The 16,201-nt window shown below is 67.5% G+C and carries 11 protein-coding genes and 1 pseudogene; 10 read left to right on the top strand and 2 right to left on the bottom strand.

Annotated elements, in window-relative coordinates:
- Nucleotides 1–65 precede the first annotated feature (65 nt).
- On the top strand, nt 66–314 hold the full coding sequence (locus HNQ52_RS14320) for a type B 50S ribosomal protein L31 (protein ID WP_183961850.1): 249 nt from the start codon (nt 66–68) through the stop codon (nt 312–314).
- A 374-nt stretch (nt 315–688) separates the two neighbouring features.
- Nucleotides 689–1,984: a citrate synthase gene (locus HNQ52_RS14315; protein ID WP_183961849.1), complete on the top strand. Its 1,296-nt coding sequence runs from the start codon at nt 689–691 to the stop codon at nt 1,982–1,984.
- Between the two features lie 103 nt (nt 1,985–2,087).
- Here the strand turns inward: HNQ52_RS14315 and HNQ52_RS14310 are convergent, their stop codons facing one another.
- On the bottom strand, nt 2,088–2,756 hold the full coding sequence (locus tag HNQ52_RS14310) for a hypothetical protein (RefSeq protein ID WP_183961848.1): 669 nt from the start codon (nt 2,754–2,756) through the stop codon (nt 2,088–2,090).
- A gap of 106 nt (nt 2,757–2,862) precedes the next feature.
- Nucleotides 2,863–5,331: a penicillin-binding protein 1A gene (locus HNQ52_RS14305; protein ID WP_183961847.1), complete on the bottom strand. Its 2,469-nt coding sequence runs from the start codon at nt 5,329–5,331 to the stop codon at nt 2,863–2,865.
- 232 nt (nt 5,332–5,563) lie between these two features.
- On the opposite strand from HNQ52_RS14305, the gene HNQ52_RS14300 reads away from it, so the two are divergent.
- The 8 genes and pseudogenes from HNQ52_RS14300 to HNQ52_RS14265 all read left to right on the top strand — a co-directional run bounded on the left by HNQ52_RS14300 (nt 5,564) and on the right by HNQ52_RS14265 (nt 16,167).
- Nucleotides 5,564–6,622 (top strand): type IV pilus assembly protein PilM, encoded by a 1,059-nt coding sequence (locus tag HNQ52_RS14300; RefSeq protein ID WP_183961846.1) that lies wholly within the window; start codon nt 5,564–5,566, stop codon nt 6,620–6,622.
- Nucleotides 6,622–7,326 (top strand): annotated as a pseudogene (locus tag HNQ52_RS14295) (PilN domain-containing protein). The gene HNQ52_RS14300 and the pseudogene HNQ52_RS14295 overlap by 1 nt, the downstream one beginning before the upstream one ends.
- Nucleotides 7,245–7,904, top strand: a complete 660-nt coding sequence (locus tag HNQ52_RS14290; RefSeq protein WP_221282107.1) for a type IV pilus inner membrane component PilO — start codon at nt 7,245–7,247, stop codon at nt 7,902–7,904. Before HNQ52_RS14295 ends, HNQ52_RS14290 begins: the two are co-directional and overlap by 82 nt.
- 1 nt (nt 7,905) lies before the next feature.
- Nucleotides 7,906–8,454, top strand: a complete 549-nt coding sequence (locus tag HNQ52_RS14285; RefSeq protein WP_246387852.1) for a pilus assembly protein PilP — start codon at nt 7,906–7,908, stop codon at nt 8,452–8,454.
- 19 nt (nt 8,455–8,473) lie between these two features.
- A complete protein-coding gene (locus HNQ52_RS14280) occupies nt 8,474–10,735 on the top strand; it encodes a type IV pilus secretin PilQ (protein WP_221282098.1) in 2,262 nt (753 codons plus the stop codon).
- Between the two features lie 70 nt (nt 10,736–10,805).
- Entirely contained in the window at nt 10,806–13,787 is a 2,982-nt protein-coding gene (locus HNQ52_RS14275; protein WP_183961842.1) for a hypothetical protein, read from the top strand.
- 105 nt (nt 13,788–13,892) lie between these two features.
- Nucleotides 13,893–15,059 carry an EAL domain-containing protein gene (locus tag HNQ52_RS14270; protein WP_183961841.1) on the top strand — a complete coding sequence of 389 codons (1,167 nt, stop codon included), beginning with the start codon at nt 13,893–13,895 and terminating at the stop codon, nt 15,057–15,059.
- Between the two features lie 112 nt (nt 15,060–15,171).
- On the top strand, nt 15,172–16,167 hold the full coding sequence (locus tag HNQ52_RS14265) for an AAA family ATPase (RefSeq protein ID WP_183961840.1): 996 nt from the start codon (nt 15,172–15,174) through the stop codon (nt 16,165–16,167).
- Nucleotides 16,168–16,201 lie beyond the last annotated feature (34 nt).

Genomic DNA, 16,201 nt, shown 5'->3' with positions numbered 1-16,201 from the left:
GCGTGCCGCGGTTATCATGCCGCTCTTGCCCCGCCGGCCCGTGTGCCGGCCCCGGACCCGAGATCATGAAAGCCGACATCCATCCCAAGTACAACGCCGTGGTGTTCCAGGACCTGTCCTCGGACTTCTCGTTCCTCACCCGTTCCACGCTCTCGAGCAAGGAAACGATCAAGTGGGAAGACGGCGAAACCTACCCGCTGATCAAGGTGGAAGTGAGCTCGCACTCGCACCCGTTCTACACCGGCAAGCACAAGGTGATGGATTCGGGCGGTCGCATCGACAAGTTCCGTCGCCGTTTCGGCAAGCCGGCCTGATCAAGCTGGCCTGACCGAGGCGCCTGCGTCGATCGGCTGATCCGGTCGACGCCGCTCCGCTGTTCGTTTCGCCCGCACCGCGGGGGAACGTGTCGAAAGCGGAAGTGGAGGACGTCAGCGCTCTTGCTCACGCTGTTGGAGCCCCGGCGCGTCTGCGCGCCAGGGCCACTCCGCCGCACTGCCGCATCGCTTCAGCGCAACGCCGTCCACCTCGTGGGCGGCGTTTTGCTGTGCGATTTGCTGCTGTGCGATAATTTCGCGTTCGGGCTTCGGCCGTCGCGTGTGATCAGCATCCGCGTCGACCCGCCACCGCCGGGTCGACGTCTCCGCGTCCGGATCCGGCGTTCCTCCGCATCCGAGCCAAGGAGTATTCCGTGTCCGACAGCACTGGCGTCGTACTGACCGATTCCTCGCAAGACAAGACCTCGAACCTGCCGCTCGTGCGCGGTTCGCTCGGCGCCCCGGCCGTCGACATCGGCAAGCTGCACAAGGACACCGGGTACTTCACCTTCGACCCCGGTTTCGTCTCCACCGCCAGCTGCCGCAGCGCGATCACCTACATCGACGGCGACGCTGGCGTCCTGCTCTACCGCGGCTACCCGATCGAACAGCTGGCGGCGAAATCCAGCTTCCTCGAGGTGGCCTACCTGCTGATCAACGGCGAGCTGCCCACGGCGAAGGAATTCGAATCCTTCACCGACGAGGTCACGCATCACACGATGATGCACGAGGCGCTCAAGAGCTTCCTCAACGGCTTCCGTCACGACGCGCATCCGATGGCGATGCTGTGCGGCTCGGTCGCTTCGCTGTCGGCGTTCTACCACGACTCGCTCGACATGGCCGACCCGGCGCAACGCCGCCTCGCCGCCATCCGCCTGATCGCGAAGGTGCCGACGCTGGCATCGGCTGCCTACCGCTACTCGATCGGCTGGCCGATCCGGTACCCGCGCAACAACCTCGAATACGTCACCCGCTTCCTGCACATGATGTTCGAGGTGCCGAGCGAGCCGCTGGAGCTCAATCCGGTGGTCGCCAAGGCGCTCGACCTGCTCTTCATCCTGCATGCCGACCACGAGCAGAACGCATCCACCTCGACGGTGCGCCTGGTCGGTTCCACCGGCGCGAATCCGTATGCCTGCGTCGCGGCCGGCATCGCCGCGCTGTGGGGCCCGGCGCACGGCGGCGCGAACGAGGCCGTGCTGGAAATGCTGCAGGAGATCGGCACGGCCAACAACGTCGAATCCGCCGTCGCGCGCGCCAAGGACAAGAACTCGGGCTTCCGCCTGATGGGTTTCGGCCACCGCGTGTACAAGAACTTCGACCCGCGCGCCAAGATCATCCGGGAGATGACGCACAAGGTGCTGGGCGAGCTCGGCGTGGACGATCCGCTGCTCGAAGTGGCGCTGAAGCTCGAAGAAGCCGCGCTCAAGGACGACTACTTCGTGCAGCGCAAGCTCTATCCGAACGTCGATTTCTACTCGGGCATCATCTACAAGGCGCTGAAGATCCCGACCGAGATGTTCACCGTGATGTTCGCGCTGGCGCGCACCGCGGGCTGGGTCGCGCACTGGCTGGAGCAGCAGGTCGATCCGGACCAGAAGATCGGCCGTCCGCGCCAGGTCTACACCGGCGCGACCGAACGTGATTACGTGGCGATGGACAAGCGCTGAGTCTGCACCCGTCGGCGCTCCGCACGAAAAACGCCCCGCTATGCCGGGGCGTTTTCATGTGCACGCCAAGTGCAGTCCGTGCCGAACTGCGCGCGGTCCCGGCTCAGGTCCGCATCGGTGGTATCGGCGGCAAGCCGTCGAACGCGTCGATCTCTTCCTCGAGCAACCGCCTCTCCAGCATCGCCAGCGAGGCGCGCTGCATCGCATGCTCGCCGCTGCGGTCCAGCGGTGCCTGCCGCAACTGCTCGCGCGTGAGCACGGTGAGATCGAAGGCAAGCCCGTCGGCCGAGAACAGCAGCACCGGGAATTCCTCGACCCGCGTGCGATCCAGCCGGACCTGCCGCGCGCGCTGATCGAACGGGATGGCGTTGTCGGCGAGGAAGACGAGCACCTGTTCCACCGTGTCCGCGTGCACGTGTAGGCAGATGGCGGTGTGTTCGTCGGCGGTGCCGTCGAGCACGGCGCCGACCAGGCGCGGTTCGAACCTGGCCAGGAATCGCATCGCCTCCAGCGCCGCGTCGCGCCGGTGACGCAGCTGCTGCGGTTGCTGGTCGCCGCGGAACAGACGCTGGTACTCGCGCAGCGCCGCTTCCACTTCATGGTTGCGCGGCAGGTCGTGGTCGTCGTTCTCGCCCAGGCGCGCGGCGGCCTTGAGCTTGGCCTGATGGTAGTCGCGCACGCCGTGTTCGGCGATCAGACGCGCGGCCTCGACGGCGAGGCGGTGGCGGCGTTCCCGCGTGCGGGTGCGGGCGTGCTCGGCGGCGTGGCGCATCGTCTCCTCCTGCGGATCGCGCTGGGTCGAAACGTGCCGCCTGACGCGGCGGCGCTTCGAGCTTACTCGATCCGTGCGACGAGGGAAGCGGCTGCGCGCGCCGCGTTCAGAAGATGTCGAACGCTTCCTGCTCGGTCAAGCTGCTGTCGTCCTCGGCCATGCGCGATTCCAGTCGCTGCACGTCCTCGATCTTGAGCAGCTCGGACATCGCCCCGGGTGCGCCGGGCGCGGCGAGCAGGCCGCTGCCCGGATGGATCAGCGCGGTCACGATGCCGTTGGGCATGTCGATCGCCGGCTCCGGCACGCCCTCGAGCGCCACCCGCATGAAGTCCACCCACATCGGCAAGGCCGCCTTGCCGCCGAACTCGCCGTTGCCGAGCGTGCTGAAGTCGTCCATGCCGACCCAGGCACTCACGGTGAGGTTGCCGCCGAAGCCCGAGAACCAGGCGTCGCGGTGATCGTTGGTACTGCCGGTCTTGCCGCCGAGATCGCCGCGTTCGAGCACCAGCGCGCCGCGGCCGGTGCCGCGCTTGACCACGTCGCGCAGCAGCGATTCGATCAGGAACGTGGTGCGTTCGTCGACGGCGCGCGGGGCGAGGAATACGTCGGACGGCCCCATCTCGTCGCTGTGGCGGGGCGCGGTGCCGCCACCGGAGCTCAGGTCGAATCCGCCGGACGAGGCGATGTTGCTCGCGGCTTCGCGCACCAGGCGTTCGGGGCAGTGGCGGCACGCGCGCAGCGGGTGCTCCTGCATCACGACCACGCCGTTGCGATCGACGATGCGCGCGATGAAATACGGATCGACGAGAAAGCCGCCGTTCGAGAACACCGTGTAGCCGCGCGCGAGCGCCAGCGGCGGAATCGAACTGGTGCCCAGCGCCAGCGACAGGTTCTCCGGCAGGCTCTCGGGCGTGAATCCGAAGCCCTGGATGTAGCGCCGTGCATAGCTCACCCCGATGGCATCGAGGATGCGCACCGAAACGAGGTTGCGCGAGGTGACCATGGCCTCGCGCAGCCGCATCGGGCCGATGAAGGTGTCGTTGTCGTTCGACGGACGCCACGACTTGCCGGTGCTGCGGTCGTGGAACACCACCGGGGCATCGAGCACGATCGACGCCGGATTGAAGCCGCGCTCGAACGCCGCCGCATAGACGAACGGCTTGAAGCTCGACCCCGGCTGGCGCAGCGACTGGGTGGCGCGGTTGAACTTGTTGAGCCCGAAGCTGAAGCCGCCGGCGAGCGCGACCAGTGCGCCGTCCTCGGGCGAAAGCGCGACCAGTGCGCCCTGCGCCTGCGGGATCTGCGCCAGCGTCCACTCGCCCTCGGCATCGCGCGTCAGGCGCACGATGTCGCCGGTCTTGAGCACGTCGGACACCTTGCGCGGCGCGGCGCCGCGACGATCCGCGCTGACGTACGCCGCGGCCCACTTCATGTGATCGAGCGTCTGCGTGGCGCTCTGGCCGTCGGCGAGGAACAGCGTCGCGGCGTCGTCGCCGACCTCGGTGACGAGGGCCGGCTGCAGCCCGGCGAGGGCGCGGTAGTCGCGCAGCGCCTGCTGCCAGTCGGCCGGCGTGGCGCCCTGCGCGAGATCGACGTGACCTTCGGCGCCGCGCCAGCCGTGGCGGCGGTCGTAGGCGAGCAGGGCGCCGCGGATCGCGCCGTTCGCGCCTTCCTGCGCGCGGCTGTCGAGCGTGGTGGTGACGCGGTAGCCGCCGGTCAGCGCGTCGGCGCCGTAGCGGTCGACGGCGGCCTGGCGCACCATCTCGGCGACGTAGCTCGCCTCCAGCTCCACCGGCGGCTCGTGCGGGAAGGCATGGTTGGGTTCGGCCTGCGCCGTGCGCAACGCGTCGGCGGGAATGAAGCCCACCTCCTGCATGCGCTGCAACACGTAGTTGCGCCGCACCAGGGCGCGCTCGGGATTGATGATGGGGTTGCCGCTGGACGGGAACTTCGGAATCGACGCCAGCATCGCCGCCTCGGCCAGGCTCAGTTCCTCCAGCGACTTGCCGTAGTAGAACTCCGCCGCCGCCACCACGCCGTAGGCGCGGTTGCCGAAAAAACTCTTGTTGAGGTAGAGCTCGAGGATCTCGTCCTTCGACAGCTCCCGCTCCATCTTCAGCGCCAGCAGCATCTCCGAGAACTTGCGCGAGTAGCTGTACTCGGAGCTCAGGAAGAACATCCGCGCCACCTGCTGGGTGATCGTCGAGCCGCCCGGCACGCGCCGGTCGCTGGTGGTGGCCAGCAGCCAGAAGGCACGCAGCACGCCGCGGTAGTCGACGCCCGGATGGTCGTAGAAGCGTGCGTCCTCGATCGCGATGAAGGCCTGCTTCACCGGCAGCGGCACGTCCTCGATGTCCACCGGGGTGCGACGCGTCTCGCCGAACTGCGCAATCAGCTTGCCATCGGCCGCGTACACACTGAGCGGCAGCTGGAACTGGACGTCGCGCAGCGACTGGACCGAGGGCAGGGACGGGGCGACCAGCCAGTACAGCACCCCGAGCGCGCCCGCAGCGAGCACAAACGCAAGGACACACAGCACCACGGCCAGTCTCAGGAGACGGCGGATCCGGGACATTTTCGGGGGAATCCCAAGGGTTTGCAGAAGTTGTTAAAGAGGAGTATAGAATGTTGCGACCGCCGGTGACAGGGAACGTCGGTCCATGGGGATGGATAGTGGCGCGGGAACATGGCGTTTTTCGGGCGTTCGGCGCGGCGGTTGAACCGCCTGTTGCCAAAACGTTAAAAATCGTTATTTAATGTGCCGGCGCAGTAAGTGCTCGTAAGAGCCTGTGGGAAGGGGAGAAACCGTGGGGCTGTTCGCTACCAACAACGCACCGGTGATCGGCGTGGACATCAGTTCCACGGCCGTCAAGCTGCTGCAGCTGAGCCACGCCGGCGGCAAGTACCGCGTCGAGCACTACGCGGTCGAGCCGCTGCCGCCCAATGCCGTGGTCGAAAAGAACATCGTCGAGGTCGAGGCGGTCGGGGAAGCCATCAAGCGCGCGCTGTCGCGCTCGGGCTCCCGCGTCCGGCAGGCGTCGGCGGCCGTCGCCGGCAGCGCGGTGATCACCAAGGTGATCCCCATGCAGGCCAACCTCACCGACGACGACATGGAAGACCAGATCCAGGTCGAGGCCGCGCAGTACATCCCGTATCCGATCGAGGAAGTCTCGCTCGATTTCGAGGTGCTCGGCCCGGTCAAGGACAATCCGGAAATGGTGCAGGTGCTGCTCGCCGCGTCGCGCAGCGAGAACGTCGAGGTGCGCCAGTCCGCGCTCGAACTCGGCGGCCTGCAGGCGAAGGTGATGGACGTCGAGGCCTTCGCGATGGAGAACGCCTTCCGCCTCATCGCCGACCAGCTGTCGGTGCCGAAGGATGCCCTCGTCGCGCTCGTCGACGTCGGCGCCACCATGACCACGCTCAACGTGCTGCGCAGCCAGCGCAGCATCTACACCCGCGAGCAGGTTTTCGGCGGCAAGCAGCTGACCGACGAAGTCATGCGCCGCTACGGGCTCTCGTACGAGGAAGCCGGTCTGGCCAAGCGCCAGGGCGGGCTGCCCGAAAGCTACGAGATCGAGGTGCTGGAGCCGTTCAAGGAAGCGATGGTCCAGCAGGTCAGCCGTCTGCTGCAGTTTTTCTACGCGGGCTCGGAATTCAACCGCGTCGACCAGATCGTGCTGGCCGGCGGTTGCGCATCGATCCCGGGCATCGCGGAAATGGTGGAGGAGCAGATCGGCGTGCTGACCATCGTCGCCAACCCGCTCGCCAACATGTCGTTGTCCTCGCGCGTGCAGGCCCAGGCGCTGGCGCAGGATGCCCCCGCGCTGATGATCGCGTGCGGTCTGGCGCTCCGGAGTTTCGACTGATGGCAAAGATCAATCTATTGCCGTGGCGCCTGGAGCGCCGCAAGCAGCGCCAGAAAGAGTTCTACACGATGCTCGGCGCCACCGCGTTCGCGGCGCTGCTCATCGCGTTCGGCGTGGTCAAGTACTTCGACTCGCTGATCGAGAACCAGAACGGCCGCAACAACTACCTCAAGAACGAGATCACCCAGCTCGATACCAAGATCAAGGAAATCGAGGAGCTCGATCGCAAGAAGGCCGCGCTGCTGTCGCGCAAGGCCGTGATCGAGCAACTGCAGGCGAGCCGTTCGCTGATGGTGCACCTGTTCGACGAGCTGGTGCGCACCATCCCTGACGGCGTGCGCCTGGCGTCGATCAAGCAGAACGGCGACGTGCTCACGCTCGAAGGCGTGACGCAGTCCAATGCACGCGTCTCCTCGTACATGCGCGCGCTGGAAGGGTCCGGATGGATGCGGTCGCCGGATCTTTCCATCATCGAGGCCAAGGGCACGGAAAAGGCGATGCCGTACGCGTTCACGCTCAGGGTCACCCTGATCCGTCCCAAGGGCGAGGGTGAAACCGAAGAGGGCGTCGAAGGCACCGATGCCGTGAGCCAGGCCGGAGGTGCGCCGTGAGCAAGTTCGATCTGCGCAATCTCGACACCAGCAATCCGGGCGGTTGGCCGGGCTCGGTCAAGGCCTTCTTCTGCGCGCTGCTCGCCATCGTGATTCTGTTCCTTGCGTGGTGGTTCTTCGTCAAGGACCAGCAGGACACGCTGGAGACCGCCAAGCGCACCGAGGCCACGCTCAAGGCCGACTTCGAACAGAAGCAGCAGCGCGCGGTGAACCTGGAGCCGCTCAAGCAGCAGCTCGCGGAAATGGAACTGATGCTGCAGCAGATGCTGCGCCAGCTGCCGAGCAAGACCGAGATGCCCGACCTCATCGTCGACATCTCGCAGACGGCACTCGCCAGCGGCATCGCGAACGAGCTGTTCCAGCCGCAGCCGGAAATCAAGAAGGAGTTCTACGCCGAGAAGCCGATCTCGCTGCGCATGGTGGGCACCTACCACCAGTTCGGCGCCTTCGTCAGCGGCGTGGCTTCGCTGCCGCGCGTGGTGATCATGACGATGCACGACATCTCGCTCAAACCGCGCCAGCAGGGCACGGGCGCCGACGCGGCCATCGTGCCGAACGGCGCGCTGGTGCTCGAAGGCACGGTCAAGACGTATCGCTACCTCGACGAGGAAGAGCAGGCCGCCGCCGCGGCCGCCGCCGAAGCGGCCGCCAAACCGGCAGGGAGGCGCTGACATGTCGGGCTCGGTGAAGCAGGAATCGACACGCGTGAAGACCCCCATGCGCAGCATCGCCACCGTTCTCGCGCTGCTGGTGCTCGCCGGATGCTCGTCCGGGCGCGCCGACCTCGAGCGCTGGGTGGCGGACAAGAAGGCCGAGCCGCCGTTGCCGCTCGAGCCGCTGCCGGTGATGAAGCAGTTCGAAACGTTCGAGTACGCCGCGCAGGACCTGCGCGACCCGTTCAGCATGCCGACGGAAGAGCAGGAAACGCAGGCCGGTTCGTCGCTGCGTCCGGACCCCGAGCGCCGCAAGGAACCGCTCGAAGCCTTCCCGCTCGACGGCCTGGACATGGTCGGCACGCTCGGCGAGGGCGACAGCCTGCTGGCGCTGGTGATGGATCCGGATCGCGTGATCCACCGCGTCACGGTCGGCAACTACATGGGGCAGAGCGATGGTCGGGTGACCGGCGTGTTCGAGGACCGGATCGAGCTCGTGGAGCTCGAATCGGACGGCGCAAGCGGATGGATCGAGCGCAGGGCCACCGTGGCCCTGGGCGATGAATAGGATTTTGGGGGATAGCACGATGACCTCGATGAAAGCCAAGTTGCCCACGTTCGGGCAGGGCCTGAAACGCCGCATGACCCGCGCGATCGGCCTGTTCGCCCTGGCGGTGTCGCTGCCGGCGGCGGCGCAGAACGTGCTGGAGGAGATCAGCTACGCGCCCGGCGCCGACGGCAGCGTGCAGATCACGCTGCACATGGCGCAGCCGGTGCAGGGCGCGCAGGCGTTCACCACGGACGAGCCGCCGCGCATCGCGATCGATCTTCCGGGCACCACCAACCGCGTCAGCGAGCGCCGCATCGCGATCGGCAACGGCGCCACCAGCGCGGTGAGCGCGGTGGAGGCCTCGGGCCGCACGCGCGTCATCGTCGACCTGTTCCGCAGTGCGTCGTACGAGACGCGCGGCGAAGGCAGCAACTTCATCATCACCGTGGCGCCGGGCGCGGGCATGGCGGCGCAGACCGGCGTGACGCCCGGTCTCGCGGCCGATCCGGCCAAGCGCATCGGCGGGGGGGCGGCGATTTCCAACGTCGATTTCCGCCGCACGGCCGAAGGCGCCGGGCGCGTGGTGCTCACCTTCGACGGCGAAGGTGCCGTCGCCGACATGCGCACCGAAGGCCAGGCCGTGGTGGTCGACCTGCCCGGCGTGCGCCTGCCCGAGTCGCTGCGCCAGAAGCTCGACGTGATCGACTTCGCGACGCCGGTGCAGACGGTGGAGTCGAACGTGCGCGGCGTCGACACACGCGTCACGTTGATGAACAGCGGCGCGTTCGAGACGCTTGCCTACCAGACCGGCAACGAATACGTCGTCGAAGTCTCGCCGATCGCCCCGGAAGACGCCGCGGTCGCGGGCAGCCTGACCGGAGACATCGAGAAAGGCTACGTCGGCAAGCCGGTGACCTTCAACTTCCAGGACATTCCGGTCCGCACCGTGCTGCAGCTGATCGCGGAAGAGTCCGAACTCAACATCGTCGCGGCCGACAGCGTGACCGGCAACGTGACGCTGCGCCTGATCAACGTGCCGTGGGACCAAGCGCTCGACATCGTGCTGCGCGCCAAGAGCCTGGACCAGCGCCGCGACGGCAGCGTGATCTGGATCGCGCCGCAGGCCGAGATTGCCGCGTACGAGCAGGCCAAGGCCGACGCACGCATCGCGAACGAGGAACGCGCGGAGCTCGTCGCCGAGTACATCGCGATCAACTACGGCAGCGCCGAGGACATCGCGAAGCTGCTGACCGACGAAAGCAAGACTGCCCAGCAGGGTGGCGGTGGCGGACAGGGCGGGACCGGGCAGCAAAGCCGCGGCTTCCTGTCGCCGCGCGGCAGCGTCAGCTTCGATCGCCGCACCAACACCCTGCTGGTCAACGACTCGATCGAGAAGATCAACGAAATCAAGGCGCTCATCGCATTGCTCGACCGCCCGGTCGACCAGGTGCTGATCGAGTCGCGCATCGTCATCGCCACCGAGGATTTCGCGCGCGAGCTCGGCGCCCAGTTCGGCATCAGCGGTGGCTACGAGGACAGCAACGGCAACATCATCACCACCGGCGGCGGGCTCAACGCCAACAATACGATGATCAACTCGGCACTGGTGAACCGCTTCAATGGTTCCAGCACCGGCTTGCCCGTCGGCCGTCCCGGTCCGGTCGGCGGCGGCGTGCTCGTGCCGTCGCTGACCGATCGCCTCAATGTCAGCATGCCCGTCGTCAACCCGGCCGGCCGTCTCGGCTTCGCGGTGCTCGGCGCCGACTATCTGCTCGACCTCGAACTGTCCGCGCTCGAGACCGAGGGCCGCGGCGAGGTGGTCTCCAGCCCGCGCGTCATCACCGCCAACCAGCGCGAAGCGGTCATCAGCCAGGGCGACGAAATCGGCTACATCACGGTCACGCCGAGCGCCGGTGCCACGCCGATCCCGACCGTGCAGTTCAAGGAAGCGCTGCTCGAACTGAAAGTCACGCCGACGATCACGCAGGACGGCCGCGTCTTCCTCGCGATGAACGTCAAGAAGGACGAAGTCTCGGGCATCCTGCAGAGCGAACTGGGCGACATCCCGACGCTCGCCAAGCGCCAGATCAGCACCGCGGTGCTGGTGGAGAACGGTCAGACGGTCGTCATCGGCGGCGTGTACGAGTTCACCAGCCGCGAGGACCTGCGCAAGGTGCCGTTCCTCGCCGACGTGCCGATCCTCGGCAACCTGTTCCGCAACAAGCAGCGCGAATCCTCCAAGGCCGAACTGCTGATCTTCGTCACCCCGAAAGTGCTGCCCGTGGCCGGTCGTCGCTGATACGCCCGCGCCGCACGCAACAACCCCCACACGTCATCGCAGGAAGCGACCTGGTTCGCGGAGAGACAGAATGAAATTTGCAGCTTCCCTCAAATCCCTTGTACTGCTCGCGGCGACCGCAGCGCTCGCCGCGTGCGGCGGCGGCGGCGGCAGCGACAGCGACTCCGGCTTCACGCCCCAGGGTCTGTCGCTGACGACATCCTCGTCCACGGTCTCGCTCAATCCGCGCAGCCTTACCACCATCACCGCTACGCTGCGGCAGGCAAGCGGCACGCCCGTTGCAGACGGCGCCACGATCACCGCGACGGTGAACGGCGCGGGGCTCGGCAATCTGTCCACCGGCAACGGCACGAATGGCGGAACGGCGACGGCGACCACCGTCGGCGGTGTCGCCAACTTCTACTTCCAGTCCGGTCCGAACCCGGGCACCGGCAGCATCACCTTCTCGGCGCAGGACACCACCACGCCGGGCCGCACCGTCACCCGCACCGTCAACGTGACCGTCGGCAACGGGCCGGGCAACGATCCGCGCATCTCGTTCCAACCCACCAAGACCGACATCGCGGTGAATACCGACGGCGTCCCGTTCTTCCTCGGCTCCCCGTACATCTCCGAGGTGATCGTCAACGTCCGCAGCGCGAGCGGGCAGGCCATCAACGATGACGGCGACGGCGATCAGGCCATCCAGTTCTCGGTCACGCCGGTCGAAAACGGCGCGGTCTCGGTGCCGGACGATCCGGACACCGACGACGTCAACGAAATGACGACCCCGTTCGTCTCCATCTTCACCGGCGTATCGGCCGGCGTGAGCCGTGCCTTCGTTTGGTCGGCCGAAAACGCGGGCACGATCCGCCTGCATGCCGCGTTCACCGATCCGGACACCGGACAGCGCGTCGAAGGCGTCTACGATTTCAACATCGTCACCAACGTGCCGCCGCTTCCCGGTGCCGTCGTCGTGCGCGCGCCGACCAGCCCGATCTACGCCAGCGACTCGGGCGGCACCTCGTCCGGCACGGTCTCGATCAGCGTGACCGACGGCGCCGGCTCGCCGGTCCCGAACCCCGTGGCGGGATCCACCGCGTTCAACAACGTCCGCCTCGAAATCATCCCGGGCGGCGGCAGCGGCGACGCGGTGCTCTCGGGCACCAACGCGGCCGGCCAGCTGCAGGAAGCCACCTCCATCGTGCTGCGCACCACCAACGGCACGGCCAATGCACTGGTCATTGCCGGTGTCGAGACCGGCGCGTACATCGTGCGTGCGACGTCCGACCGCGCCGACAACAACGTCGACAACGGCATCACCAGCCCGGTGGTCGGCGAGCGCACCATCGTGATCTCCGACGGTCGCCTGTTCAGCGTGCGGATCGTCAGTCCGGACATCGAGGCGATCCTCGCCAACCGCGTCGACACGGGTGTGGTCGACGAATCCGGCGAAGAAGTCCCGGGTGGCCTCGACGGCTCCTACAGCTTCACGGTCAGCGCGATCGCGACCGACCGCCAGGGCAATCCGGTGCTGGCCGGCACGCCGATCGAGTTCGGCCTCGTCGACGAACCGCTGGCCGGCTTCCCGGAAGAAGGCCCGGGCACGTTCGTGCTGAGCGGCGGCGATGGCAACCCGCGTGAAGGCGGCACGCTGTTCACCGCGCCGAGCGGCCACTTCACGACGACTTCGGGCGGCCCGAACGATGCGGCCGGCCCGGGCGACACCCTGCTGGTCTTTGGGCAGGAAGTGCCGGGCAACCGCGACCTGGAAAGTGCGCGCACGGTGGCGCAGGTGAACTCGGCGACGAGCCTGAACGTCACCCAGCCGTTCAACGACAATGACGACACCGGGGTCTCGGTGGACTTCGGCAACGTGCTTCCGTACATCGTCGGTCGCGCCACGACCGGCACCATCGGTGCCACGTCGTCGACCAACAGCCTCGGCATCGCAACGACCACGCTCAACTATCCGGTCTCGATCCTCGGCAAGGCCGTCGCCCTGTGGGCGCGCGGCGCGGCCAACGTGTCCGGCGGTGGCCAGAAGCTCGTGTCCGATGTCGTGACGGCCGTGTATCCCGGCATCGCTCCGGCGACGCTGATCGCGAGTCCGGCGGTCATCCCGGGTAACACCACCTCGTTCGTCACGGTGTGCATGCTCGACGCCAACAACAGCCCGATCCAGGGCGTGTTCATCGGCTTCGGCTTCTCGCTCGAGTCCGGTTCCGGCACGGTCGACGGCCAGTCCAGCGGCACGCTCGCCAACGCCACCGGGGCCTCGGGTTGCGCGCTCGCGGAAGTCACCACCATCGGCATGACCGAAGACGGCGAAGACACCGTGCAGTTCTCCGTCCCGGGCGTGGAGCCGGCCGAGGTGGAAATCACCGTGGCCGACAACCTGATCCTGCAGGCCAGCCCGACCGCGATCATCGGCAACGGCACGTACACGATCGATCTGCGCCTCATCGACGGCGCCGGCAACCCGGTGCAGGGCACGGCGATCTCGGGCACCTGCGAAGGCGATGGCGAAACCGCCACCGTCAACATCTCGCAGCAGCCGGACCTCACGGACGCCAACGGCGAAACCGAGGCCGTGATCGTTGCCTCGCAGATGGATCAGCCCGACGGCGGCGCCGAGTGGACGTGCACCTTCGCGGTGGGTGGCGGCGAGCCCTCGGCCGACGTGACGATCAAGGGCCGCGACAGCTGCGCGTTCTCCGGTGCAAGTCCGCCGCCTCCCTTGGGCGCGTGCGAGGACGAGACGGATCCGGAAGAGCAATTCACGCTGACAGTCCGGCTCACGACGCCCGGAGCAACGAGTGCCACCATTGCCGGCAGCCTTCTGTGCAGCGCCGCTGCCGGGACCAGTGCCGAGTGCGACGCACCGTTTGCGGATGGCACCACGGCCAACATGCAGGTAACCCCCGCCGAGGAGAACTTCGTTGCGACTGCGGCAGGTGACTGCGTGGTCAATGGGTCCGACGAAGACGTGGAAGGAAGAACGGTCACGTTCATCCGGTCGTCTCCTGTGACTTCGGACATTTCCTGTCAGATCACGGTGGTACCGGAGTAGCAGACGCGGCAAGATGGATGGCACGGGGTCGCAGATGCGACCCCGTTGTTTTTCGGCCGTCCGGCGCGCAGCATCGGCCCCGGACCCGTGAGGAGTGCGTCCGTCTTGGTTCCGCACCGCATCCAGCTGCAACCCGGCGAACGCCTGTTCCGCGAAGGCGACGCGCCCACCACCGCCTTCCTGCTGGAGTCCGGGGATCTGGCCATCAGCGCGTTGCGCGGCGACTCGAGCGTGCATCTGGCCCAGATCGGCGCAGGCGACATCGTCGGAGAAATGGCCGTCATCGACGACTCGCCACGCACCGCCACCGCCACCGCCGTCACCGAGTGCGTGCTGATTCCGATCGGCCGCGAACAGATCGCAGAGCGCCTCGCGCATGCCGATCCGGTCATCCGTTCGCTGCTCCAGGGCCAGCTCAAGCGCTACCGTGGCGCGCTGGCGGCCATGCACGGCCTTGCCCTGCCGGAAGGCCAGTTCGATGCCGACCCGCACGAGCTTGCAGGCCTGGGCAAGATCCGGCTCGAAAGCCAGCTGCGCGAAGCGATCGCAACGAACGGACTCGACCTGCGCCTGCAGCCGCTGTTCGACATCCGCGACAACCGGATTGCCGGTTACGAGGCGCTGGTGCGCTGGACCCATCCCGAACGCGGTCCGGTCTCGCCGATGGAGTTCATCGCCCTGGCGGAGGAAACCTCGCTCATCGTCCCGGTGGGCGACTACGTGCTCGACGCCGCCGTCGCCGCGCTCTGCGCATTGCGCGATATCGGCATCGCGCCGCTCCCGTTCATCGCCATCAACGTCTCGCCGCGACAACTGCGCGAAGCCGGCCTGATCGAACGCATCGTCGAGCGCACCCGGGCTGCCGGGCTCGAACCGGGCGCGATCAAGGTCGAGATCACCGAAAGCCAGGCGCTCGACTACGTCCAGGTGGCCGAAGCCATCGCCCACTGCCGGCGCGAAGGCATCCATGTCGCGCTCGACGACTTCGGCACCGGCTTCTCGAACCTTGCGCACCTGCACGAACTGGATTTCGACACGATCAAGATCGACCAGGCGTTTGCCCGCAACATGATGGGCAGCGCGCGCGCACGCGCGATGGTCGAGGCCATCGTCGACCTCGTGCACGCCATCGGCGCGCAGGCGCTGGTCGAAGGGATCGAGACCGAGGAACAGCTCGACGTGCTGCGGGCGCTGGGATGCCGCTATGCCCAGGGCTACCTGATCGGGCGGCCCCAACCTCTGGCCGATGTACTGCGCCGGAACGGCCACTAAACTGCACTGAACCTTCGCCACGCGGCAGGGGTCACAGCCGGCCGTCCGCGTGGCGCGCCGGCCGCGCCGCGGCGGCGGTCGCGCCCCTCCCGCACAACTTCGGAAATGCCACATGGACGGACAGTCCACGCCTCCCGCGTCCCCGCTGAGTCAGGCCTTCGCGCAATTGCGCGACGATCTCGCCGCCTGCGTGGTCGGTCAGCCCATCCTGGTCGAGCGTCTGCTGATCGCGCTGCTGGCCGACGGCCATCTGCTGGTGGAAGGCGCGCCGGGCCTGGCCAAGACCACGGCCATCAAGGAGCTCGCCGCGCGCATCGAGGGCGACTTCCACCGCATCCAGTTCACGCCCGACCTGCTGCCGTCCGACCTCACCGGTACCGAGATCTACCGGCCGCAGGACGCGAAATTCGAGTTCCAGCCCGGCCCCATCTTCCACAATCTGCTGCTGGCCGACGAAATCAACCGCGCTCCGGCGAAGGTGCAGTCGGCGTTGCTCGAAGCCATGGGCGAACGCCAGATCACGGTCGGCCGGGTCACGTACGCGTTGCCGCGGCTGTTCCTGGTGATGGCCACGCAGAACCCGATCGAGCAGGAAGGCACCTATCCGCTGCCCGAGGCGCAGCTCGATCGTTTCCTCATGCACGTGCGCATCGGCTATCCGGAGGCCGGCGCGGAAACCGACATCCTGCGTCTGGCGCGCGATCGTGCACGGGCCGACATCGTCGCGCAGCCGCCGCCCGCACGGCGCGTCACCGCGGCCGACATCTTCGCCGCGCGTGCGGCCTTGCTCGATCTGCACCTTGCGCCCAACCTGGAGCGCTATCTCGTGGAACTGGTGCTCGCCACGCGCGATGCCGGCGCCTACGGTGCGGAGATCAAGCGTCGCATCGCGTTCGGTGCCAGCCCGCGCGGCACGATCGCGCTGGAGCGCTGCGCCCGTGCCCACGCTTGGCTCGCCGGCCGCGACTACGTCGCTCCGCAGGACATCCACGCGGTGGCCTTCGACGTGCTGCGCCATCGCGTGCTGCTGTCGTTCGAAGCCGAGGCCGACGGCGTCGACAGCGACGCGGTGATCGCCTCGCTGCTCGACCGCGTGCCGTTGCCCTGAGCGCGCGCGCGATGCCATCCGCGGACCGTGCCGT

Source organism: Chiayiivirga flava, from assembly GCF_014202825.1.
GTDB lineage: Bacteria > Pseudomonadota > Gammaproteobacteria > Xanthomonadales > Xanthomonadaceae > Chiayiivirga > Chiayiivirga flava.
The sequence above is the reverse complement of the archived record's forward strand: the minus strand, read 5'-3'. Positions and strand labels throughout refer to the sequence as shown.

Bases quoted from the DNA above. Each gene is read 5' to 3' on its own strand.
- HNQ52_RS14280 (WP_221282098.1), top strand. From the start codon at position 8,474: ATGACCTCGATGAAAGCCAAGTTGCCCACGTTCGGGCAGGGCCTGAAA.
- HNQ52_RS14285 (WP_246387852.1), top strand. From the start codon at position 7,906: ATGTCGGGCTCGGTGAAGCAGGAATCGACACGCGTGAAGACCCCCATG.
- HNQ52_RS14265 (WP_183961840.1), top strand. From the start codon at position 15,172: ATGGACGGACAGTCCACGCCTCCCGCGTCCCCGCTGAGTCAGGCCTTC.
- HNQ52_RS14310 (WP_183961848.1), bottom strand. From the start codon at position 2,756: ATGCGCCACGCCGCCGAGCACGCCCGCACCCGCACGCGGGAACGCCGC.
- HNQ52_RS14305 (WP_183961847.1), bottom strand. From the start codon at position 5,331: ATGTCCCGGATCCGCCGTCTCCTGAGACTGGCCGTGGTGCTGTGTGTC.
- HNQ52_RS14320 (WP_183961850.1), top strand. From the start codon at position 66: ATGAAAGCCGACATCCATCCCAAGTACAACGCCGTGGTGTTCCAGGAC.
- HNQ52_RS14275 (WP_183961842.1), top strand. From the start codon at position 10,806: ATGAAATTTGCAGCTTCCCTCAAATCCCTTGTACTGCTCGCGGCGACC.